The following is a 22,881-nucleotide window of genomic DNA, read 5'->3' on the forward strand; positions in this document are numbered from 1 at the left end:
GCCAAACATCAAGATCTTCAAAACCGGCCACAACTTCCTCCCCCCTGTCTCTTCGCAACTGCCCACTGCCCACTGCCTACTGCCTACTGCCTACTGCCTACTGCCTACTGCCTACTCTTCACCCACCCCTGCCGCAACTTCTGGATGGGCCGATCAACCAGTTGCAATAACAACACAGCACCTGCGAAGGCCATCGCGAAATTGGCGAGCAGCAAACCGCCATTTCGCAAGGCCCCGAGCGACCAATCGACGCTGGCATAGTACCAATCGCGAGGGATCCAGTGGAACAGGTAGAGCGGATAGGACAGATCACCGAGCCAGCGGTCCCATTTGGGGGAAGGCTGGTGAACGGTGCGAATCGCAAATGGCAACGCAATGAGCGTGGTCAGGACAAAGAACAGCGAAGTGTGTTGGAGCGTTTCGCCTGCGGGATCGGAACCGGCCAACCAAACTAAACCGCGAGTTTCGGGAAATGCGGCGGCGCTAATAACAATCGTCAACAATCCGGCGGCACTAACGAGCGCACTGCGACGTGTCGGCTTCCAATCAACCATCTCACTGGCCACACCGATGGCAAACAGCCAAAGATACAGATCCAAACGAGGTGTTTCCAAAGTAGCGCCACTTTCGAGTCGCCAAACGCCCACCCCATCAATCCACCCATCAGCATTATCGCAGCAAAGAATCCTCTCCCACCCAACCGAGTTTCAGGCCCCTTCTCTGCCACTGCCCACTGCCCACTGCCCCCTACCAACTGCCAACTTCTCGCTACCAACTCCCTGCCCTTCTTCCGCCAACTGCCAACTGCCAACTCTTCCTGCCCACTGCCAACCGCCAACTCCTCTTGCCCCCTGCCTACTGCCAACTTCCGACTGAATACGAATCTCGTCGCGACCATCAGCATGATGGGTGCGACGAGATAAAACTGCATCTCCACATCCAACGACCAAGATGGCGGCAACAAACGACCAAACTGAGTGGAACCAATCACCGCAGGCTGGGTCAACCACCACCGCCAATCCTCGATTACCGAAGTGTGATCGCCACTTACCCCAGAAAGGACTAAGGCGGCCGCTAGCAGTTGGATCACGACAAACAACGGCGCAATTCGCCACCAGCGGCTGATTAGAAACGTGCGATAGGGGGAAGGTTTCCGCGAGTAGCTCCCTCGCCACATCCGCGAGATCCAATAACCCGAGAGCACAAAGAACATCCCCACCGCCCATGCCCCCATTCGCAGTGGAAAGCTGTGATGGATGACGACCACAAAGCCCAAGAACAGTCGAAAGGATCCGGGTGTCATGCAGATTTTGATTTCGCCCAAACCCAACACTGTCCATTCGTCCGAAATTCATTCAGGGCGAGCATCTGGTCATCTTCCGACCAATCTTGAATCGCTGTAACCATTTCCACTGAACGAGGTGTTGCAGTGATGAACTGCAAGTCGTGCGTTACCCCCAATCGCGAATTCATTTCTTGCTTGCACTCTTCCTCGGTCTTGCCATGCAGCTCCACAATCATATCGGCAAATGCCAAGGATGGAACCTGCTCGACATCAAGAAGCTGCCATTCGAACCCCTCACAATCACAGACAAGCAATGTGCCTGGACCGATTCGGTTGCGTAATTCGGAGTGATCACAGAATCCAAGAATTTCGACTCGTGAATCGACACTATTTGCCGCTGCAAGTTCTAGGCATGATGCCTTAGCGTGTGAATCGATATCGTATCCCAAAACTACCGCTTGTGGCAAACGACGTACCAGTCCCACCGCGTAGTACCCCTCTGCACATCCCACATCCATTATCTGCGTTGGTGATCGTGAAATAGCTTCTTCAATTGCCGCAGTGAGTTCTCGCTCATAGGTTCCAAGCAGTTTTGGAAGCAAAGCACTGCCACTCGCTTTGGTGATGTAGTGCATTCCTTTAAATGGACCATCGTGAACAACACATCCATTGGTGCCAAGAAACCTTTCCACTAAAAGATCGAGGCCGATCGATTGCTCAAATCGACGGATATGTCTTCTTTGTGACGCTGCCTCAATACGAGTCGCGAGAGAGGGAGAGACGCTTCTAATTGCGTTCAAAAAGGTTCGTTTGCATCCACGCAAAATATTCACGATACTCCCCCATTTAGTTCTTCACATAAGCTGGGGGTAAAGAACCAAGTCAATGGCCGGATAGCGTTATTTTCCCAAAACATATACATCGTCTTCGTCATAAACCTGTTAAATTTCAGTAAGCAAGTTCGCACGCTAGACACAGCTTGATACAGCGTCCTTTAGCCTGTCAAAGAAGCCATTGCTACTAAATTTCAACGATCGTTGCTTGGCTCGACAACCTAGCTGATCGGCAACACTTGGGTTTGTTTGAAGAGCAAAGATCGCTTTCGTTAACTCCGCTACCTCGCTGCTGTGCACCAACAGGCCACTTACTTCCGGTTCGATCGCCTCCGATGGACCTCCAGGAATCGATGCAATCACAGGCAACCCTAGAGCCATCGCTTCGGGCACGACGATCCCAAACGGCTCTCTTTCGGCAGCGTGAACAAACACGTCCATCGCTTTCATCCACTCGGCAACATTTCGTTGACTGCCGGTAAGCATGATATGCTCGGTAAGACCGAGCGTTGCAATTCGCTCGCGCAGTTGGGATTCATATTCGGGTTCAAGATCATGCCTTCCCCCCACGATCAATCCAAATACATCAGGTCGGCTTTCCCGAACTTTCGCGATCCCATCGACGATCGTGTCAAACCCCTTCCACGCTTGCATTCGACCGACGCTGCCCACGATGTAACGATTTTCGGGCACCCCCAACCGTCTTCGCAATGTGTCTCGATCGCCGACATCCTTGAACTTGGTCGCATCGAAGGGCGGGTAGAGCGGTTGCTCGGCAACCTGGAAACCGAGATCACGCAACTGATCTCGAGTAAATTTCGAATTAGCGATTGCACCGGATGAAGGAAACCATTTGCAAAGTCGCGCAATCATTCCCTCATCAACATTGGCACGCTGCCACCACAGGCTTTTGCACTGCCCCCAGCTTGCTGGCGCGGCATATAACTGTGCCATATCAGTCCAAGAGAATGCCACGGCCGCGTCATGCTCACGGATCACACGACGAAGAGCACGGACTACACGGAAGGTATCAACCGGATTGCTGAAACGACCTCGTTCAATCAGATCACAGGGAATCTCCCGACCACGCGCCATGTTGACAAGCGGACCATCGGTCAAAAAGACCAACCGCATTCCGGAATCAGGACCGATCTGCGAAATCAGTATCTCAAGGACTCGCTCGGTTCCGCCAAAAAGCCCGGCCGTTGGTGAAATAATGAGAAGCTTCATCATTGAAATTCACGCTGCGACACGGTTGAACCGAAAAACGCTGGCGCACGACCTTTGAACGTGAACCACATTCGCTGCAATGCTTTTCGCCCCCTTTTTCCTTTGCGATCAGCCGAGGAAACTGAAGTAAACCAGGCGTACTACCGGTTCCAATCAAAAGGCACCAAGCGGCAAATCCGATCCGACCAAGCAAGGGCAAGTGCTCCCTTACCAGTAACGTTTCGTTAAATACTGAATCGCTGTGTGCAGCGCCATTAAATCCGCCTCGGTTATTGCTATCTCCGTCCTGACGCGGGCCCGTGTGGTGAACGACTTCCAATGACGGATCAAATACGAGCCGATAGCCTCGACGGGCAAAAGCAAAACATACTGCCAGCTCCCAGTTCGAAACGTTGCCTAGACCTCGCAATCGACGATCGAATTTAATCTCACGTAGTACGTCACCACGGAAACAACAATTTACGCCTTTAAGCACATCAACATCTCGAACGGGGCCAATCGCCAAATGGTGATTTCCAACAATTCGCCCAAACCACTGAAGCTTGCCAACAGTTTCCGCTTCGCCGGGATTCGTTGCCTGTATATCTCTACCGCCAAACCCACCGATAGACTCGTCGTCAAAGACAACAACCATACGTTGCAACCAATCAGGTGGAAATTCGGCGTCATCGTCAGTCAACGCAACCAGTTGCCCTGTAGTCATCGCGAGCGCCGCGTTCATCGAGCAAACAAGGTTATCGTTAGGTCCAACGATTGCATCCCGAACCAAGCCATCACTTTGCTGTGCAAATTCGGCAATAACGGCCGCCGAATCAAAGTCATTCTCGCGTCGGCCCACTATGATCTGACAGGCAGGTAAAGTCTGCTGCAATAGAGAAGCCAAGCAGAGCCGAAGCAAGCCTGGCCGTTGGTATGTCGGTAGAATGACCGAAATGTTAGACGGTCCCACGCTAACTGACTTTCGAGACAAGTTTAGTAGTTCGTTCAGAAGCGGTAGAGATCGGTTTCTGTTCAGCAGCTTGCCGCAAGGCCATTCGCAATCGATCGATTGTTGCCTCAGGTGAAAAACATGATTTGGCAAGTTCACTTGCATTATGGCGTATCGATGACGGGTCTTCAATTGCGTCCTTCACGAACTTTCGCACCTCGTTTTCAAAGGCACTCAAATCGCCAGCTGGAAACTTGTGGCAAGCAGGCCCAGACAACGGTTCCGCCGAACCGACCTCGTCACTGACGATTACGGCGCAGCCATGACTGAGTGCTTCGGCGACAACGATCCCGCCAGGCTCGTAGTGACTAGGAACCAGCAAAGCATGAGCTTGGCTCATGCGTGATTTGACTTCCGTGTTTTGGAGTGAGCCTGAAAAGTGTGCCACTCGGGGATTAAGCTCTTTCAAGTGCTTGGTATAGTCTGACCACAGAGATCCACTCCCAATAACCTCGATCTCAAGCTGATGATGAAGATCATCGAGTCGATGCGAAAGTTCCACTAGCATTTCAATGCCCTTGCGGACAGAAACACGTCCTACAAATAACAATTTGATTTTTTGGCTCTGAATACCAACTTGCATTTGCATGGTCGAATGATCAGGCTCATCAAATGGTTGAAAGACCACGGCTTGGTTTATGGAATTGACACCATAGTCTTGGGCGACCAACTGATTGAATCGGTCACTCATTCCAATTATCCCATGAACAGCTTGACAGCAAGACTTTTGCAATCGGGCGCGGTGCATCAAATTCGCACGTATCAGATAGTGACGTAAGCGCTTTTCCGATTGCAATGCGTACTTTGATTCACTTCGATGCCAGCGCAGCTCCCCCGCTGCGTGCACGCAGGGAAAAAGAACCAGGGGGGGAAGTGATTTCAAATGCCTTTTCATATTAAATAGTTCAATTTGCGAAAACTGAACAATCACGTCGAACGGACTTTGCGAATGATGCGTGACGAGATCGTTGATCAGCTCCCGGTATGCACGACGCCGTTTCCAAAATGACGAAACGAAGCTCATAGTGTCGTTGCTGCTGTACCAACGCCTCCACTCCCAAGAAACGATCCTTGAAACAACCTCGATGTCACCTTGTTCGCAGCCTATAGTTTTCAACAGATCCGCTTCCGGCTGTTGCGCAAACAACGTCACCTCTTCGCCGGACGCGACAAGTCCTGATACAAGTTGACGGCAAAACCCGCCGACCCCCCCACCAGAGGAAGGTGAGCCTATCCAGGCTATTTTAAGATTTTTTCTCGACAACTGTCGGTCCATTTTGTATTGAATTCACTAACTCAAATGGCGTTTAATACCAAAGCTCGCAAGGAACAGAAGTACGAGGAAAATAGCAATGGCAAGCAGCCTACCAGAATGAGTGAGGTATTTTAAAACACTTATATCAACGGAAATATTTTCTGCCCGACTTCATGGGCAAATTTGAGTTGACGCTTACTTGTAGCGTACGTGGCAACGACACGTTAAGAATACACACCACGTAGTAGACCTATGTCATTGCCCTGTGATGAACGCTCTAGTCGCGTGCCGCCAGCAAACGCTCGTAAACTGCGAGTCGTTGCGTGGCAACTTTCGTCCAGCTATACAGCTTTGCCGATTCCCGGCTTGATTCGCGAAAACGCATTCGCATTTCCATGTCGTTGATTAGATTTTCCGCAGCTTTGACGATTGCGTCGGTATCGCGAGTTGGAATCAGCAATCCATTTTCGCCATGTCGAATAAATGAAGCCAATCCAGTTCCATCGGTTCCAATCGGAGCGAGGCCGCAGGCCATCCCTTCGAGCATTGCCTTGCCAAATCCCTCGGCAATCGATGGAATCAATATGATTTGATATTTACCCAGGAGTTGATTCAATTCGGCTTGCTGAAACTTCGGAACAACACGAATCTGATCCTGTACGTCGACCTGGAACGCGGAAAGGACATCAGATTCGTGTTTACCTGTTCCGATTAAACCAAGTCGTAATTCGGGATGCTTCTTTAGAAGTTGATTCATTGCCGATATCAGGTACTTGGTTCCTTTTCTCTCTATGAAACTTCCCACGAAAGCAATGTGAGGGAATTCATCGTCACATATAGGAATCTGAGTGGCGGCCTTCAAAAATTCGTCGGTGAGTCCATTCGATGAAATTGAGCACTTCTCAGCCGGAACCCCAAGATGTTCTACCGCATACTGTTTCTCTTGTTCATTCAAAAATATGCAATGGTCGGCTTTTCTTGCGGACGTCGCAACGGCGCGCAAGTTTAAGCCGCCCCAGTAAATGGGATATTTCCAGCTCAGTTGAATATTTCCAGCATCACGTTCCTTAAGCGTCTCGATGTGAACTGCATGTTCTAAGCCATGACTACGAAAGACGTAGGCAGGCAGTTTGTTTTTTGGGCGAATGCTGCCCCAGAGCCATGCGTCTCCGCTGGCCGCGTCGACGATGTCAAAATCGCTATGACGACCGAGTCGATTCGCAACGTGGAAGGGGAAGTATGCATGCTTGCTCATACCCGGCAAGAAATTCGGTACATCATGAAAGCTTGCAATCTCCACTTCATGTCCGAACGTTCGATATTGTTCTGCCAATCGCATAACCGACCCCGGAGCCCCGCTGTCAGTCGATAGTTTATGATGGATGGTCAGCAGGATTCTCATAGCGAACTGTTGGTTACAAAGCTGATATTATTGAACAGGTATGTACACTTATGCCAAATGACGTGTTCTTCTCCCCTCAATTGGGTCCATAGGCTGGTCATCACTGCCGCGACGTACTCAAGTCATTACGGACGCCGACTGGCACCTTCGTTTCAATAAAAACATTCATCGACGAAGAGCAATTGTCGCATGTGATGAACAGCAAAATGCACCCCGCGAATAACAACATACATTATTCACGCGAATTGATTATCGAGATACGTCGTGATTAAGATTTAGCATCGCCTGTCAGTACGGCGAGCACGTTAGTCAGTATCGGTTCAACTGAACTCGAAGACGCTCAGTGAATCAATTCGCTCGACAAGTCGAAATCGGTTGTCATTTGTAACGACCTCATTAACAAATCGCTCGCTGCCCGCATTGTTTCGACCATAACTATCATGAAATGCCATGATTGCTTTTTGAGCAAGACGTGGAACCCAAGTGTCGAAGTCAATGCGCACGGCTTCGTAGCTGTGGTCGCCATCTACAAAAATAAAGTCGAATTCTTTCTCTGGCGGAACCCATTTGGGAGACGCCGCATTTGGACTGATGTCCTTTACCCAAACAACTTTTCCACGAGAAACGCTCGAAACGTGGTTCTTTGCCATATACTGGTTTAGCGAAACCCCAAGGTTCCCAGTAGGAAATGGGTCTACCGCATAAATACACCCGTCTTCAGCCATAATTTCTCTGATGTTGCGTGTGTTTACGCCTTGGAATACGCCAATTTCGACAATTTGCCTTCGTCCTTCTGCGAACTTTCTCAGGCAATTCGACTCTGCAGGTGTTGTCTGGGTTGTAGGGGCCGCAAGTCCTAGGTACCACAGCCCAAAGTGTAGTGATGGACGCATACAAAATCTTCTGTAAATGGCTAGGGAAAGTGTGTTCAATATTTGTTACGAACAGATTAAAGGATTATTTGCCATTGAACTCGATCGCAAGCTCGCGCCGTTTTTATAGGCGTTAAGAAGCACTTAGAGTTCGATCATTACCATGCTGCATGTCACTAATTGGGATCGCTGATCCTGTTGAAGTCATGTTCGCTCAGTCCCTCGAACTTGCTGAAAGATTAACTTCGTTACCACGGATGGAGTACCGATCTCCAATGCGTCGTGCTGGAACGCCAGCCCATATCTCTCCATCGGGAATTGAACGAGTCACCACTGCTCCCGCACCGACGACACAGTGATCGCCGATTGAGACCCCCTTCAGGACAATCACACCGCACCCCATCCAAACGTCACTACCAACTTTGATTGGAATATCAATTCCTGGCTGGATGCGAATCAGTTCTTTTGGCATGATTTGGTGATCATGGTCAACAAATCGACATCCCGCTGAGATTAGGCTGTGGTCGCCGATAAGGAATGAGGTGTTGATGTTGAAATCACAGCCACGTCCAATAAAACAATGTTTACCTATCACAATGTTTGGATTGGGTTCTGGAAGCCCTGTGTGGTATTCAAAGATTACATCATCTTGGATTTTGCAATTGGCGCCGATAGCTATCTGAGACGGCCAGTTGCATCTGATCCTGCCGATCCGAGCGTTGCGTCCAACTTGCATCCCCATTACTTTCCAACGAAAAGTAGATGCTGTTCTCGTAAATAGCCATATCCATGATCGAAGGTGAAAGATCAATAGATCGAAGCCATCCCTGGCGTGTTTCGGTTTTAAATAGCCAACATATCTTTGCTTCCGAGTTTGCTCATTGCATCTTGGTTTCTCAATGGCCGACCCCATTTGTTTCTATCCCTATACTTGTCACGATGTGGATGAAAGAATTTTGTCAGGATGTGCACGAAAGAATTGCCGCGGTCCCAGCGCTATAGAAAGTCGTCACTGCCACAAAAAACTGCGTACAAGCCGCGTGATTGCGTCCATGTGTCCATATCACAACGCAAGTGGCCACATTTCCTGAAATTTTCAGTTTCCACGCATGTTATAAGTATTGATCTCCGCTTGGTGCCCCTGTCTTGGATGCTAAGCTCTGGGTTGAGTTAAAGCGTGCGTCTCCCGCAGAAACTGCCTTTGGGGCAACGGTAAACTATTAACACCGCTGTTGTCAGGGAGGCGTGGCTATGCTCCGATCTTTCAACTAAGCACGGCGTTTGTGTTGCCAATGCAAACAATGGGCTGAACTTTAAACGTACAACGCGGTCTTAGCTCTTTGATGGCACAGCAGCAACATCATCGAGTTCCCAACCTTTCGCTTTTTCGGCATCAGCCCACCGCATCCATTGACGGTAGTTTCGAGCAACAAAGTACGATTCAATCGCGGCAGAATGGATGAGACAGGCCCAAATGGAAATCGATTCCGCCGAGCAGGATTCCTTAAGCCGATTGTAGGCCACTCGCAACGGCATCAATCGATCTCCGCAAACAACCTTCCCCATGATTTTTTCTTTTAGAATTTGACTCTGCCAACGCTTCTGCCATGCTTTGCCAAAAGGGCGGCGGCGGGGCGGGTGATCCACTACGGCGTCCTTGACGAACTGGCTACGGATCCCATGTTGCTTGAGTCGCGAGCTGAATTCGTCATCTTCGCTAAATGCATAGGGGAAACGTTCGTCAAATCCTCCAATTTTAAAGAATAGGCTACGCTGGATAGCAAAGTTGCATGACCAAAGCCGCCCCCCTGTCTCGTTAATTGGCGATTCGTATAAAATGCTAGGCAACCCCTCTTTGCATATGGTTCGCCCTTCTAGCAAGGGTGTGTTTTCACAAGAAACATGATGAAACGCTTTCAACCATCCTGATTCAGGGAGGCAGTCGTCGTCGGTGAAAACAAGCCATTCGCCCGAAGCTGCTTTAGCGCCGTTGTTGCGATTGGCAGCCGGCCCGCGACAGGGGCCTTTAATCCAACGGACCCAGGGAAAACGGTTAGCAACCATCTGCTCGGCATTTTGGTGTTGTCCGTCATCTGTCACGATTACTTCATAACGGTTGAAGGCAATCTTCTGTCCCCCTGGTTTTAGCCTCTCAAGGCAGGCCGCAAGAGCTTCGTTGCGTTCGTATGTAGGGATGACAATGGAAAAGGCAGTCTGGTTCATGTGTCTGTAATCTCAGGTTTAGCTGTTGATTCGTCCGGCTCTGTTGTCGCGAGAATTCATCCGAAATACAGGTTTAGTAGCTGCATGCTGAGCAAGCTCCAAGAAATGCATTGTCTCAACACTTCCAAATCCCTGCTAAGGGTTCTCTGTTGCGAGTCCAGGATCAACCGTCCCTGATGCAATGGTCAAAAACTCGGCCGAGGAGAAACCGCCAGAGCTAAAACCTAGCCTTACCTCCTAGTCTCGCTCACCGCTGAGCTGATTGATGAGATTAGCTGCAGCAAGGTGCTCACAAAACCTGATCGGGGAATCAGCTTTAATTGAAACCGCAAGCCTTTCAAAAAAAGGTATTCAGGGGGTATGGGATATTTGTGTCCAATTTTTACGGTGAATCTCGCGCCACATAGATGCGTTTTTTCTCATTAGGAGTTCTTTATCGCTCACAGGGGCATATTTACATGATGCCTTGAGGCTTTCCCACCAGCTGCGAGCATACAGCAAGCAGAACATAGGAAGTGCTAGAATCCGATGGCGCATTGCAATCCAGTCCGCATCGTAAGCTATCGACCTTCCATGACTGTCGGCAGACTTAAGCAGACTCTGCCGAGTTAGCCTTTTCTCTCCCGGCCAATGCTCGACTTCACAACACCTACCGTCAACGATTCGGAATCCGTAAAGATTAACGCGTCCAGCAAACTCAGTGTCGTCTCGAAACCCCAGTGCTCCTGGCCCTAAATCCTCGCAAAACCCAGAAACCTTTTCCAGTATCTTAGAGCTGAAAATCATATTGGCCCCCACTAAAGTTGGTCGTTCGGACTTGTAGCAGTCAGTTGTTGCGAGCCAAGAAGACATCAGTGGAGTAAGCCAATCGCGTTTAAGCGACTCGGCCAAACGAACACCTCCCATGACTGCATCAGCGCAACCCGATAGCAATGGTTTGCACATTTGCTCGACCCAATCCACAGGAACAAGAACATCGTCGTCGGTCCAAAGCAATAGATCCGCGTCGGTATTCTGAATCGCAAGATTGCGAGCCCTTGCTTGGCCCGGTTTGGGCTCGATTAAACAACGCAAGGTCACATTAGAGAAATTATCCTTCGCCTGCTCAACCACTTTGAGAGTGTGGTCGGATGAGCCGTTGTCCACAACGATCAATTCTACGGAAAAGTTGTTGGGAATGCGACATGCAGAGATCGACTTAAGTGTGGCCCTAAGACTGTCAGCTCGATTGCGCGTGCAAATTATAATCGCAATACTGGCTAAGCCGTTCGATTTTAATTCAATCGGTGCCGAAGATTTTGTCATTCAATTTTTGATCAATCAATTGTCATGCAAGCGACAAGATACGACAGAGTACCTTGCATTGAAACGGAGATAAATTCTCGGATACCAAGCAAAAAAAGAAACTGCTTCCTAGCGTTTCACCCATAGTAAATTTTCGCATGAACCACCAGCTCGCCAATCGCCATTCGCTAACAGTTCACCAACTGCTTTGGCCACTCCAGGATGTGAGAAAAAATCATGAAAAGCGATTGTCGCGATTGATTTCATGTGTGGTAGAAGTACGGCGATATCATCGCGAACGGCCTCATAAGAATGATCTCCATCTACAAACGCAAAATCGAGCAGGCCATATGGCCAATCGTCAAGCAGGGCTGTTGAGTAACCACGAACGGGCGTAACAAGATCCTTTACTTCAAATGTATTTTCTTCAAATTGGGAAAAAACGTCAATCGCCTCGTCTGGCATTGCATCGTTCATCCAGGTGTCAATGCAGTAAAGATGACCACCAATTGGCTTCAGACCCGCAGCCAAATATCGCGCGGATGCCCCCAAGTGCGCTCCAATTTCTACGGCAACTGGCCGATCAGACAATTCCTTTGCTAACGAATAAAGAGCTAGCAGTTCACTCTGTGTGGTGTAGCTCGTAACTTTCAGACTTGGCGACATTCCCACGCTTCGAAACAGGTATTCCGAAGCAGAGCGTTTCGACCACTTTCCAGCACGCCAAGCGATATTCTTGGCAATTCGATTAATCATATTGAACCTCATATTTTTTTGGCGAAATGAGCCGCGAACTAGGAACAAGAAACCCCCTTGCTTGCGAATAACCGAAAGTACGTCCAGACTGGGGCCCCTCGAGAACCTCGAACGATACAGCCTCGCGAACTTGATCAATCGTGACGTTAAAATGTGTTCCCAACCAAGCGGTCACCAAGTAATTCCCAGGAATCAGCGGCGGTAAGTCGACTTCAACAACCTGTTCAGTCACTCCCGCATTAGGCGAGACAAACCCCTTTAGCGACGGTATTGCCTGCATCAGAGTTCCCCCATCGAGCGAATGAACTTCAAATGCGACCCACGCGTTTCCAGGCAAGCCTGTTGCATCAATGGAAAATTCAAGATGAAGTTTTAAGCAAGGTTGCGTCCCTTTTAGCAATACACGAATAGATTTGAACCCCGGCTGAGAAACTCGATCATCCTTTTGCTTTGCCCACGTTTCGCTGACATCGTCCGCACCTTTCTGAGCATACAATTTGGCAACTTGGGCCATCGAGCCTTGGCTTATCAGTTGCCCGCGATGTAAACAAATTCCTTTATCACATAAGTCAAGTAACGAGTGCATGTTGTGGCTAACTAGAAGCACCGTCCTGCCACTTTTTGCAACATCTTGCATCTTTCCCAAACATTTTTTCTGAAACCCAGCATCGCCAACTGCCAACACTTCGTCGACGATCAGAATCTCTGGATTGAGATGCGCTGCAACCGCAAATGCGAGTCGCACATACATCCCGCTGCTGTAGCGTTTGACAGGGGTATCAAGAAATTTTTCAACTCCGGCAAAATCGACAATTGCATCAAACTGTCGATTAATCTCGGGTCGGCGCATTCCGAGAATCGCGCCGTTGAGGAAGATGTTTTCACGTCCGGTCAGTTCTGGATGAAAGCCGGTGCCAACTTCTAAAAGCGAGCCGACACGACCAAACAACTCGATCTTACCCGAAGTTGGTTCCGTAATCCGGCTAAGTATTTTTAAGAGCGTCGACTTTCCCGCCCCATTACGACCAATGACACCAACCACCTCACCTTTGCCTATTTCCAGGTTAATGTCTTGAAGAGCACTAAACTCCTCGAAATCAGAACTAGCGAAAGGCTGCCGCAATTTTTTCCTAAGCGCCTCACTCAAGTTTGTTGCGCGTTGTCCGTTCGCATGCTGGATTCGGTATGACTTTGAAAGTTCATGAATTCGAATGGCTAGATTAGATGACATCAGCGAACCCTCTCTCGCTACGCCGGAAAGCAAACGCACCAGCCATGAATGTGATCAATGCAATAAGAACACTATAGCCCAACCAAAGCGGCGATATTGTCCCTTGACCTAATAACGTCCAGCGGAAGAATTCCGTCAGGCTTGCCAGCGGATTGAGCATATACGCCGTTTGGTATTGGACCGGCACCTTTTCATTGATTGCCGCCAAACTGTATCCCACTGGACTGGCATACAACAGAAACTGCACTGCAACTGGGATCACAAACCGCAGGTCACGATAGCGAACCATGATACTGCTGCACCAAAAACCGATCCCCAACGCCAACATTAACAACAAAGCCATCGATACCGGCAACAAAAGGATCGACAGTCCAGGATTGATTTGGTACATCAGCAAAATTGCGAGCATTAGCAATAGGCTAACCCCGAAGTTGACTATGGGTTGAAATGCACTCGATAGCGGCAAGATCAACCTGGGGAAATAGATTTTGGAAACTAGGTGCGAATTGGTCACCATCACCATGCTGGCTCCGTTCAGCGTCGCACTGAACAACGTCCAGCCCACCATGCCGGCAAAGCTGAAAGCAAAATAGGGCAACTCGCCAGCTGGCATGTCCGCCAACATTCCAAAGACAAAGGTGAAGATACCTGCACCGATCAGCGGTTGCATCACGACCCAGGCAACGCCAAGCAGCGTCTGCTTGTAAACAAGCTTGACGTCCCGCATCCCTAGCGTGAACAGCAGGTCGCGGAACTCCCAAATTTCCCCCAGCCGTAGCGATCGGAATCCTTTGACCGGTTCGATCACCAAATGCGGTTTTGGTTCCGCGTGGGCAATCGGCTGTTTGCTGGCTGCATTTTCTACGTCCGAGACTATTTCGGTTGCAATGGCGCTATCACTTTGCACGGTTGATTCTGGCATTCAATTTGTTAGGAATTGGACCTTGCCCGATCAGATCGGTGACAGATCGCGTTGACAAGCATTTTCTCGATTGTCTTGGGGGACCTGCTGTCGTTCCACCTCATGTTCCTGTTCTTAAACCCATCACCGATCTGCTCCGGCAGTGATCGCAACATCGTTGTCACTTCCTCGAATTCAGAGTAGACGCCGCCGACTTCCACTGGGGTGCTGACTTGCGAGCTGGCAACGGGATAGTCGTTGACAATCACGAAAACGCCGGCACTAAGCGCGTCGTGCACCACTCCGCTGGATCGATACCAATAATGATCTCTTCGCAGGTTCACGACGAGCACATCGAGTGACTGTATGAATCGTACGTAATCGTCGTAATCCTCAGTATCGACGAACTCAATTTCACCCGGCAAATCCTCTCGAAATCCTTGACGATTGGGAAATCCTGCAACCAATTCAATCGGCGTATCCGATTGCTTCGCGCCCGATATGACAGCGGACAGAAATCCGGAATCGAGCGTCCCTTTCTGCGGCCGAATCGTTCCCCCCAAACCTACTCGCAGCGTTTTCTTTGTCGACCGACTGCTTTGCGGTGGCTTTGCTACAAAAGTTGTACTCCGTGGCATCGGCAACACCACTTTTTGATTTGCATCAAAGCGAAGCGATGGCTCAACACAATCGTCGTCGCATTCCAGCAGCACAACCTGAGCACCACTCCATGCAACAAGCTGCCGTAACAGCTTAAGCGAAAACCTTCGAAACGAACTTGTACAGGCAAGCTGTTGGTGAAACATCGACAAGTAAAGCAACTTGCTGCGACGCGACAACGGTGACAACAACAGGGCGATGACAGACCAACAGGTCGCATCAAGAAACAGTACATATTCTGAAGCAGGCCGACGATTTGCAGACGCCACCATTTGCAAGTGTCGGATTTGATGCGACAGAAAGCTAAACGCTTTGCCTGGGAACACGAACCGCATCCACTTCGGCAACGGCATTACATTGGCGTCGATCGACTCGACGTTCAACGAAACGGAACCAACAGCTTCAAATTCGTAGAAGCCACGTAACGTCTCGTGCGAAATCGGCCTCTGTACGTCGCACTCATGTTGCGGTGAAACGATAGACGAATTGAGAGTGATCGACATACTTTTAGAATCGATTGTCTACCTCGCGACATTCAAGCCGGACGCAAGCAAACGGAGCAACCGATTGAATTTTGATTGACTGTGTTGTCATTCAATTACCCGGGTGATCACTATTCGACGGAAACGTTGACTTGATGCCCATGGTGTTTTAATAGCGCGTGCTTGCGGGCGTTTTCCAAATCGCTGGCAACCATTTCGGCACACATTTCTTCGACGGTGATCTCGCACTGCCAACCTAGCTTTTCTTTCGCCTTGGCGGGGTCGCCCAACAATGTCTCAACTTCCGCAGGCCGGAAATAACGAGGATCGACTCGCACAATCACATCGCCCACCGACACTTGCGGTGATTTTTCTGAATCGATGACCTGCGATACGGTGGCCACTTCATCGACACCCTTGCCGCTGAATTCCAATTCGATCCCCGCTTCGATCGCCGACATTCTCACAAATTCACGGACACTGATTTGTCGACCGGTCGCAATCACATAATCCTCAGCGGTTTCTTGCTGCAGCATCATCCACTGCATTCGCACATAGTCCTTGGCGTGTCCCCAATCGCGGAGCGCGTCCATGTTACCGAGGTACAAACATTTCTCTAAACCTTGAGCAATATTGGCGATGCCGCGGGTGATCTTGCGCGTGACAAAGGTTTCGCCGCGACGCGGTGATTCGTGGTTGAACAAGATCCCGTTACAGGCATACAACCCGTAGGATTCGCGGTAATTGACCGTGATCCAGTAGGCGTACATTTTCGCCGCCGCATAGGGCGATCGAGGATAGAATGGGGTGGTTTCTCGCTGGGGGACCTCTTGAACCAACCCAAACAACTCGGAGGTAGACGCTTGATAGAACCGCGTCTTTTTCTCCATCCCTAGGAACCGGATCGCCTCGAGCAATCGCAGGGTACCGAGACCATCGACGTCGGCGGTATATTCAGGCGACTCGAACGAGACCGCGACATGCGATTGAGCGCCAAGATTGTAAACTTCGTCGGGCTGGACTTCGTTGACGATTCGCGTCAGATTCGAGGTGTCGGTAAGGTCGCCGTAGTGCAAGCGAAAACGAGCGTTTTCGGCATGTGGCGATTGATAAATGTGGTCGACGCGTTCGGTGTTAAACGACGACGCTCGTCGCTTGATGCCGTGCACCTCGTAGCCCTTTTCGAGCAACAACTCGGCAAGATACGAGCCGTCTTGGCCGGTGATACCAGTGATTAAAGCGGTTGGCATTAGAAAAGAGTGGGCAGTAGAAAGTTGGCAGTTGGCAGAAAAACGGGTCCGCAGGCGGACGCGTTGCGGTGAGTTACTGGCTTATGGTTTGGAGCGGTTTTAGTTGCAATTGCTCGACGTCGTGATTAACCATCTTGGTGACCAATCCGGCCAAGTCGGTTTCGGCTTTCCAGCCGAGTTGTCGCTGGGCATGACCTGGATCACCCACTAACCGTGATGCTTCCGCCGGTCGCATGAAGCGGGGGTCGACTTCGTAGTGGTTTTTCCAGTTCAAGCCGACCGCTGCGAACGCCGCCGATAAAAAATCTTGGACACTGTGTGCCGTGCCGGTCGCCAGCACGTAATCATCGGGAGTGTCATGCTGCAACATTCGCCACATGGCGTCGACATATTCGGGAGCGTAACCCCAGTCACGGCGAGCATCGAGGCTGCCCATCTTCAGTTTGTCTTGTTGACCCAACGAGATCGCGGCGGCTGCGCGGGTGATTTTGCGAGTCACAAACGATTCACCGCGACGAGGCGATTCGTGGTTGTAGCAAATCGCATTGCAGGCAAATGTGCCGAACGATTCTCGGTACAGCCGAGTCATGTTGGTGGCAAACGCCTTGGCAACGCCGTACGGCGAAACGGGACGCATCGGTGTTTGCTCATTTTGCGGCTGAGCATCGGGCCGACCAAAAATCTCACTGCTGCTGATATGCAGAAAACGCGGCTGTTTGGCTAAATCGCGAACAATCTCTAACAACCGCAATGTTCCCATCGCGGTGAATTGACACGTCGATTCGGGGATCTCAAAGCTGGCCCCGACATGGCTCTGGCCTGCGAGATGATACAGCTCATCCGGCTCGGCCTTGGTCAAGACACGGCGAATGGTCGTGACATCGTCAAGATCGGCGTAATGCAGGAACAAGCGGTCCTTGTATTCTGGTTTGCCAAAAAACAATGGATCCAAACGCGTCCGCTGGGTCGAACTGTTGCGTCGCACCAAGCCGTGTACGGTGTACCCCTTGGCAAGCAACAGCTCGCTGAGATAGGAACCGTCTTGGCCGGTGATACCAGTAATGAGGGCAGAGCGAGAAATGAGATTACCTGTGACGGTGCCGTGATGAAACGAACGATTGAACGTGAGCGTGGGCCGCTGTAGCGGAGGTTGTTAACGGACCGTTGATTTAATCAGTCGTAGGTGTACTTGGATGTGCTTGCGTACGTCTATCTCGCATCCTCTATGCGTACGCCTGTCGGCTAACGGTTAAACGGAGGACAGGAGGAACGTTTTGATCGCGGAGCGATCAACGACAATGGGCGGGACGTTTTGATCGCGGAGCGATCAACGACTATGGGGACGGATGAACTACTTTGGGGCCAGCTCGGCTTCAGGGAGTTCGCCGGAACCCAATTCTTTGCCTTCGACTGGGGCCGCGATTTTGGCAGCCGCGGCATGCCCGCCGCCGCTCCACTTTTCATCAACCCATTGCTGAACCGCACTGGTGATCTCGGTTGTAAATCGCTCTTCGGAAAACTCGAGACTTCGGCGATGCAGTTCGTCGGCATCGAAATGCCCGGCATCACTAAGGGTTTCGAATCGATCGACCGCATCCACAAGCGACTCTTCCGTTTGCTCGTGGAACAACACACCACTTTCCCCGTCAACCACCGTTTCGGTCGCGCCGCCCTTACCAAAGGCGATCACAGGGGTGCCACAGCTTAACGCTTCGACGGGCACAATTCCAAAATCCTCTTCGGCGGCAAAGATCAGTGCCTTGGCACGCTGCATATGATCGACGAGCACTTCGTCTTCTTGATATCCTAATAGCGTCACGTTGGGGCCCGCCAACTGGCGAACCTCTTCAAATCCAGGGCCTTCGCCAATGACCACCAATTTACGATCCGGCATTTGGCGAAACGCATTGACAATCAAATCGGTCCGTTTGTAAGGCACCATTCGGCCGTTGACCAGATAGAAATCGTCACGCGGCGACTCGTTGACTTCAAATTTATCGGTATTGACCGGAGGATGAATCACATCAGATTCGCGGCGGTAAACCTTGCGGATCCGCCGTGCCACAAATTGACTATTGGCAATAAAGTGATCCACGCCCAGCGATGTACGGACATCCCAGTTACGGATGTAATGCAAAATCCACCGCGCCAACAACCCCTTGGGACCAAAACCGAGCCCGGCTTCTTGCATGTATTGATGCTGCAGATCCCATGCGTAACGAACGGGGCTATGGCAATAACAAACGTGCAGTTGATCGGGCCCCGTGATCACACCTTTCGCCGCGACGTAAGAACTCGAAATAACCAAGTCGTACCGCGACACATCCAATTGCTCGATCGCGATCGGCATCAGCGGCAGATAGGCTCGATGCTTTGTACTGGCAAACGGCAACCGCTGGATCAGCGATGTGGTCACTGGCTTGTCACGCAGAAAGCCTCGCTTTGATTCGGGCAAGAAGTCGAACAGAGCAAACAGATCACATTGCGGAAAGACATTGATCAATTGCTCGACCACTCGCTCAGCACCACCGGAGGTGTAGAGGAAATCGTGCACCAACGCGACCCGCAGTCCGCCAAACGGACCACCGCTTGCTTCGCGACAAACTGGATCGTCCGCATACTCGCGTCGCGACACTCCGGCCGAAGCCATACGCGACCGAGCCAAACGCTCTTGTTGACGCTGATGCGCGATACTGTATTCGGTCATCAGCCGAGCAAACAAGGCAAGTCGCTCGCCGGCCGATTCCATCGAATCTCGAGCGGCAATCTCAACCGCAACGGATGCGGTAGGACCATCCCCCAACGTGACGACCACGGGGATCGAAGCATGCATCCGTTCGCACAACGCCAGCAAGCCGCTGTCGGTTTCCCATACCATATCCCGATCTCGCCCCTCGGACGCTGGCATCTTCAGATGCAACCGAACGAAATCCAGCCGCTCGGCACTTTGACAAACGGCGTCCCACCATCCGCTAAAGTTTTTCACTCGATCAAACTCGAGCTGCATATCTTCGAATGTCGAACGATAGCGTGTCTTCGTGCGGTCCAATTCACGCTTGGATCGCAGGGCATGCAACATCTCGTCGGTTCGCACCGAACCGGCCAATTGGAACGTCCCCCACAACAACGGCACCAGCAACGCCAAACCGCCCAGGCTAGCCCAACCGTTGAACGACAGCGAAATCAAGCCAATCCCCACGGCCAACGCCGAGACCAGCATCAGTGTGACAACCGCTTGCGGATGCGTGAAACCGCGATCGAGCAAACGATGATGAATGTGCCCACGTTCGGCAGCAAACATTGACCGACGCTGCAAGTAGCGTCGCCGGAACATCGTCAGCCCCGCCTCAAGCAAAGGCACGCTGATCGCTAGCGACGGCAGCACAAAGCCTCGCATCGTCCCGGCCTCGGCATTAGCCAAGACAATCGATGACGCCAGCAAAAAGCCGATCGTCATACTGCCACAGTCACCCATGAACGTTTTTGCGGGATGCCAATTGTAAATCAGAAACCCAATCAAGGCTCCGCACAGCGCCAGCGGCAATATCGCCGCCCCCAACGCCCCCGCACTAACCAACACAACACTGACCACAATCGCGGACAGCAGGGTCAAACTGCCGGCCAACCCATCGAGCCCGTCAATAAAACCAATCGCGACGGAGACACCGATCAGCCAGACAACCGTAACCAACCACTCCGCCCAGTGAAAATCGACCATCACCTGGCCGCCGAACACAAATCCGCTCAACACGACCCCGCTACCACAGACCGTGGTTGCCGCACCAATCAACGCCACCAATTTGTAACGAGAGGAAACAGTTCGAACGTCGTCGACCAAGCCAACCAGAAAGACAAAGAAGGCGCCGCCACCGATCGCACACAACGACCGAAACGTCGCCGGAGACACGGGGTCATTCACCAAGTAGCGATAGAGCAGCGTCAAAGCGATCGCAATGGCCCCTCCTGCAAAGATGGCAATCCCACCAATCCGCGGCGTCGGAGCACTATGCACCTTGCGAGCGTCCGGCACATCCATCATCGCAAACCGACGCGCGATCGATATGACAACAGGCACCAGAACGACCGAAACGATCGCAGCGATTATCAAAGGCAAATAGGTCATCATGTCAGCCAATCTCCTTACTCACAGCCCCATCCCACACAAGCAAACCCCACGAAGGGGTGACAACAAAGCAAACGACTGCTACTGCGAACGCGAGCAACCAGCGAACGGCGCAACCACTTCACAGCGATACAATCCACTGCGACGCCCCGCTTACGCAGCAACATACCATCGCTGCACAGTCAATCCTAAACACCCGCTTAACTCAGCGCGGACTTCGTCTCGCTGGGTGACACATGCCACCCATGGCGTGATCAAAAACAGAGTGATCAAAAAACCGAGGGCTCGATCCGTCGAATACGCTAAGAACAAGCTCCGCTTGCTCGCTACTAAAGAGGAACCAACGCTCACTCTCGCCGCATCATAGAGAACACATCCGTCGAGCCCTACAGGCCTTAGCGAACGCCCCCCAGAAGGTTTTACCTAAAAGAATCCTTAATGAGATAAGTCAGCACCTACTATCTACTGGATTCATGGGAGGCATGAGCGGTGATGATGGCGTCATCACCACACGAAATACGAAACACATGATCGCGGCGGTGAATTGTCCGAGGGGTATATTAACGCGAGAAATTGAGTTGTCACGCGTTTCTAAGCAGTTAATTACTCAAAAGCACATGCCCTCCCCGAGTCCCCATTTAATGGGAACCAACCTCCCCTAACGTTTGTTTTCCATTGCGTGCCTCTTGACCATCGACACAACTGACTGTATCGCGAGATAGTCCACTTGTCGTATTCCAGCGAGGACGACATTTAGCGAGCGGGTGAACACCAGCCCCTTAGCGTGGGGTCCTGAATTTGCAGGCAAAAACCGTTGACGACTTGTTGATCTATTGAGCCGTGACGCGTCAGCGGCCGGGTCCTACTCGCTACCCAGTGCCTTACGGCCCACGGCTTACCGTTGCGATTTGAATTTGCACTAAATTAACAAGTCGTTGCTCCCTTCGCGGACCATCTCCGATGAAGCAACTGGCTCGATTACTTCATCAATTCTTCATCCGCAACAACACGCCCGGGCTCCGGACCATGCAGCAGTTACACAAACGCTGGCAGTGACACCGTCTATAAGGATTATTCCCCTGCCAGCGAGCGACCGACGACCGCACGCCCCCCCTTCTGCAGAACCAATGTAGTGCGGTCAACCATAGGGGCGTTGTTTGAGGGCAGGAGAAGCGGAAAACCTTTGACTGCTAAGGCTTTGTGCGGACCGTTACTTACAGTTGCGATGTTTTTTCTGCCATACGAAGTCGGCTTCGCAAAGCCAACAATCCAGGCATCCGAACCATTACCAGGCAGGAGTTTTTCAGCATGTCGACCGCTGTGACACTCGTCGCGGACCCAACGTTCCACCGGAGCAAAGCAGGTAGGCAGAAAACATTGGGCGAGATCCCGTTAGCCGTTTGGGGCAACACTGTGAAGTATTTATTCGTAGCGAAACTCGCAGAGAGTTTCGGCTTGACTCGCGCGGCCGAAAGTCTCTGCGACTTTCGCTACAGTTAATCTGCGTTTTCAGCCAATCACCCCTGCCTAGCTGCTTCATTGCCGAGCTTCTGCCTACGCTCTGGCGCAGTGAAATGTCCGGCTACCTGCCAGGGCCGCATCGCTTGCAGCAAAGAACGACTAGGCAAACGCAAACACTGGATTTCGGACGTCTAACTGGGAACGGTCGACACACGTCGCCGACACGGCGATCCGAGGCCCCGGGGGCTCGACCTGGATTCCGCCTCTAGGGTATTCTTTTGAACACCTGCTAGGCGAAGTCAACCAGGCGAAGTCAACATTCACCGCTAAAGAACGCTGCGATTCACGTAGAATTGGCAATACGCAGAAAGCGATGGTCTGCCAGCATCGCGTGTTCATTTGATAGGAACCGACTCTGATTAATGAGAAAACCATAACAAAAACTCGCAATCAATCGAAAAACGGATGGTGGTCACGACTCTCGTCACCCGCCAGCTTGGTTGCATGCGTGGGAATTGCCTTGATTCCCCACTTGGTGGCTTATGACTACGCCGGCGTTATGGCATGGACTCGCTACTGGGCATGTTGGGGAATCGGGATCGCGGGAATCTTGCTGATACCGCGAATCACCCTACAGCGACACAA

The 22,881-nt window shown here is 51.2% G+C and carries 18 protein-coding genes; all 18 read right to left on the reverse strand.

What is annotated here, in order from left to right:
- Window positions 1–104: 104 nt before the first annotated feature.
- The gene (locus RMSM_RS41600; protein WP_008708741.1) at window positions 105–503 is read right to left on the reverse strand and encodes an acyltransferase family protein; all 399 of its coding nucleotides are present in this window, start codon (window positions 501–503) and stop codon (window positions 105–107) included.
- Window positions 497–1,303, reverse strand: coding sequence for an acyltransferase family protein (locus tag RMSM_RS34605; protein ID WP_008708743.1), 807 nt, complete (start codon window positions 1,301–1,303; stop codon window positions 497–499). The genes RMSM_RS41600 and RMSM_RS34605 overlap by 7 nt, the downstream gene beginning before the upstream one ends.
- Window positions 1,300–2,118, reverse strand: coding sequence for a class I SAM-dependent methyltransferase (locus RMSM_RS34610; RefSeq protein ID WP_144058176.1), 819 nt, complete (start codon window positions 2,116–2,118; stop codon window positions 1,300–1,302). The genes RMSM_RS34605 and RMSM_RS34610 overlap by 4 nt, the downstream gene beginning before the upstream one ends.
- A 135-nt stretch (window positions 2,119–2,253) precedes the next feature.
- Entirely contained in the window at window positions 2,254–3,351 is a 1,098-nt protein-coding gene (locus tag RMSM_RS34615) for a glycosyltransferase (RefSeq protein WP_236622423.1), read from the reverse strand.
- Complete coding sequence (locus tag RMSM_RS43935; protein ID WP_008708751.1) at window positions 3,287–4,297, reverse strand: glycosyltransferase family 2 protein; 1,011 nt, start codon at window positions 4,295–4,297, stop codon at window positions 3,287–3,289. Before RMSM_RS43935 ends, RMSM_RS34615 begins: the two co-directional genes overlap by 65 nt.
- Before the next feature lies 1 nt (window position 4,298).
- Entirely contained in the window at window positions 4,299–5,612 is a 1,314-nt protein-coding gene (locus RMSM_RS34625; RefSeq protein WP_008708753.1) for a glycosyltransferase family 4 protein, read from the reverse strand.
- A gap of 256 nt (window positions 5,613–5,868) precedes the next feature.
- On the reverse strand, window positions 5,869–6,993 hold the full coding sequence (locus tag RMSM_RS34630; protein WP_081614454.1) for a glycosyltransferase family 4 protein: 1,125 nt from the start codon (window positions 6,991–6,993) through the stop codon (window positions 5,869–5,871).
- Between the two features lie 320 nt (window positions 6,994–7,313).
- Window positions 7,314–7,886 (reverse strand): class I SAM-dependent methyltransferase, encoded by a 573-nt coding sequence (locus RMSM_RS39175; protein WP_081614455.1) that lies wholly within the window; start codon window positions 7,884–7,886, stop codon window positions 7,314–7,316.
- A 193-nt stretch (window positions 7,887–8,079) separates the two neighbouring features.
- Window positions 8,080–8,778, reverse strand: coding sequence for an acyltransferase (locus RMSM_RS34640; protein WP_236622425.1), 699 nt, complete (start codon window positions 8,776–8,778; stop codon window positions 8,080–8,082).
- A gap of 419 nt (window positions 8,779–9,197) precedes the next feature.
- Window positions 9,198–10,088, reverse strand: a complete 891-nt coding sequence (locus RMSM_RS34645) for a glycosyltransferase family 2 protein (RefSeq protein WP_008708761.1) — start codon at window positions 10,086–10,088, stop codon at window positions 9,198–9,200.
- A gap of 351 nt (window positions 10,089–10,439) precedes the next feature.
- A complete protein-coding gene (locus RMSM_RS34650; RefSeq protein WP_008708763.1) occupies window positions 10,440–11,393 on the reverse strand; it encodes a glycosyltransferase family 2 protein in 954 nt (317 codons plus the stop codon).
- Between the two features lie 108 nt (window positions 11,394–11,501).
- A complete protein-coding gene (locus RMSM_RS34655; protein ID WP_040771095.1) occupies window positions 11,502–12,128 on the reverse strand; it encodes a class I SAM-dependent methyltransferase in 627 nt (208 codons plus the stop codon).
- The gene (locus RMSM_RS43260) at window positions 12,121–13,359 is read right to left on the reverse strand and encodes an ABC transporter ATP-binding protein (protein ID WP_008708767.1); all 1,239 of its coding nucleotides are present in this window, start codon (window positions 13,357–13,359) and stop codon (window positions 12,121–12,123) included. The genes RMSM_RS34655 and RMSM_RS43260 overlap by 8 nt, the downstream gene beginning before the upstream one ends.
- Window positions 13,349–14,281, reverse strand: a complete 933-nt coding sequence (locus tag RMSM_RS34665; protein WP_008708769.1) for an ABC transporter permease — start codon at window positions 14,279–14,281, stop codon at window positions 13,349–13,351. Before RMSM_RS34665 ends, RMSM_RS43260 begins: the two co-directional genes overlap by 11 nt.
- Window positions 14,282–14,289: 8 nt before the next feature.
- Window positions 14,290–15,303 carry a glycosyltransferase family protein gene (locus tag RMSM_RS34670; RefSeq protein WP_144058177.1) on the reverse strand — a complete coding sequence of 338 codons (1,014 nt, stop codon included), beginning with the start codon at window positions 15,301–15,303 and terminating at the stop codon, window positions 14,290–14,292.
- A gap of 230 nt (window positions 15,304–15,533) precedes the next feature.
- Entirely contained in the window at window positions 15,534–16,652 is a 1,119-nt protein-coding gene (gene gmd / locus RMSM_RS34675) for a GDP-mannose 4,6-dehydratase (RefSeq protein ID WP_008708774.1), read from the reverse strand.
- 73 nt (window positions 16,653–16,725) lie between these two features.
- Complete coding sequence (locus RMSM_RS34680) at window positions 16,726–17,733, reverse strand: GDP-mannose 4,6-dehydratase (protein ID WP_040771097.1); 1,008 nt, start codon at window positions 17,731–17,733, stop codon at window positions 16,726–16,728.
- A 270-nt stretch (window positions 17,734–18,003) separates the two neighbouring features.
- The gene (locus tag RMSM_RS37915; protein ID WP_008708777.1) at window positions 18,004–20,778 is read right to left on the reverse strand and encodes a glycosyltransferase; all 2,775 of its coding nucleotides are present in this window, start codon (window positions 20,776–20,778) and stop codon (window positions 18,004–18,006) included.
- Between the last annotated feature and the right edge of the window lie 2,103 nt (window positions 20,779–22,881).

Origin of the sequence: Rhodopirellula maiorica SM1 (assembly GCF_000346295.1) — a bacterium.
Taxonomy (GTDB): domain Bacteria; phylum Planctomycetota; class Planctomycetia; order Pirellulales; family Pirellulaceae; genus Novipirellula; species Novipirellula maiorica.

Excerpts from the sequence above, each read along its gene's own strand:
- RMSM_RS34605 (WP_008708743.1), bottom strand. The coding sequence starts at position 1,303 with ATGACACCCGGATCCTTTCGACTGTTCTTGGGCTTTGTGGTCGTCATC.
- RMSM_RS34615 (WP_236622423.1), bottom strand. The coding sequence starts at position 3,351 with ATGATGAAGCTTCTCATTATTTCACCAACGGCCGGGCTTTTTGGCGGA.
- RMSM_RS34625 (WP_008708753.1), bottom strand. The coding sequence starts at position 5,612 with ATGGACCGACAGTTGTCGAGAAAAAATCTTAAAATAGCCTGGATAGGC.
- RMSM_RS34630 (WP_081614454.1), bottom strand. The coding sequence starts at position 6,993 with ATGAGAATCCTGCTGACCATCCATCATAAACTATCGACTGACAGCGGG.
- RMSM_RS39175 (WP_081614455.1), bottom strand. The coding sequence starts at position 7,886 with ATGCGTCCATCACTACACTTTGGGCTGTGGTACCTAGGACTTGCGGCC.
- RMSM_RS34640 (WP_236622425.1), bottom strand. The coding sequence starts at position 8,778 with ATGGGGTCGGCCATTGAGAAACCAAGATGCAATGAGCAAACTCGGAAG.
- RMSM_RS34645 (WP_008708761.1), bottom strand. The coding sequence starts at position 10,088 with ATGAACCAGACTGCCTTTTCCATTGTCATCCCTACATACGAACGCAAC.
- RMSM_RS34650 (WP_008708763.1), bottom strand. The coding sequence starts at position 11,393 with ATGACAAAATCTTCGGCACCGATTGAATTAAAATCGAACGGCTTAGCC.
- RMSM_RS34655 (WP_040771095.1), bottom strand. The coding sequence starts at position 12,128 with ATGATTAATCGAATTGCCAAGAATATCGCTTGGCGTGCTGGAAAGTGG.
- RMSM_RS43260 (WP_008708767.1), bottom strand. The coding sequence starts at position 13,359 with ATGTCATCTAATCTAGCCATTCGAATTCATGAACTTTCAAAGTCATAC.
- RMSM_RS34665 (WP_008708769.1), bottom strand. The coding sequence starts at position 14,281 with ATGCCAGAATCAACCGTGCAAAGTGATAGCGCCATTGCAACCGAAATA.
- gmd (WP_008708774.1), bottom strand. The coding sequence starts at position 16,652 with ATGCCAACCGCTTTAATCACTGGTATCACCGGCCAAGACGGCTCGTAT.
- RMSM_RS37915 (WP_008708777.1), bottom strand. The coding sequence starts at position 20,778 with ATGATGACCTATTTGCCTTTGATAATCGCTGCGATCGTTTCGGTCGTT.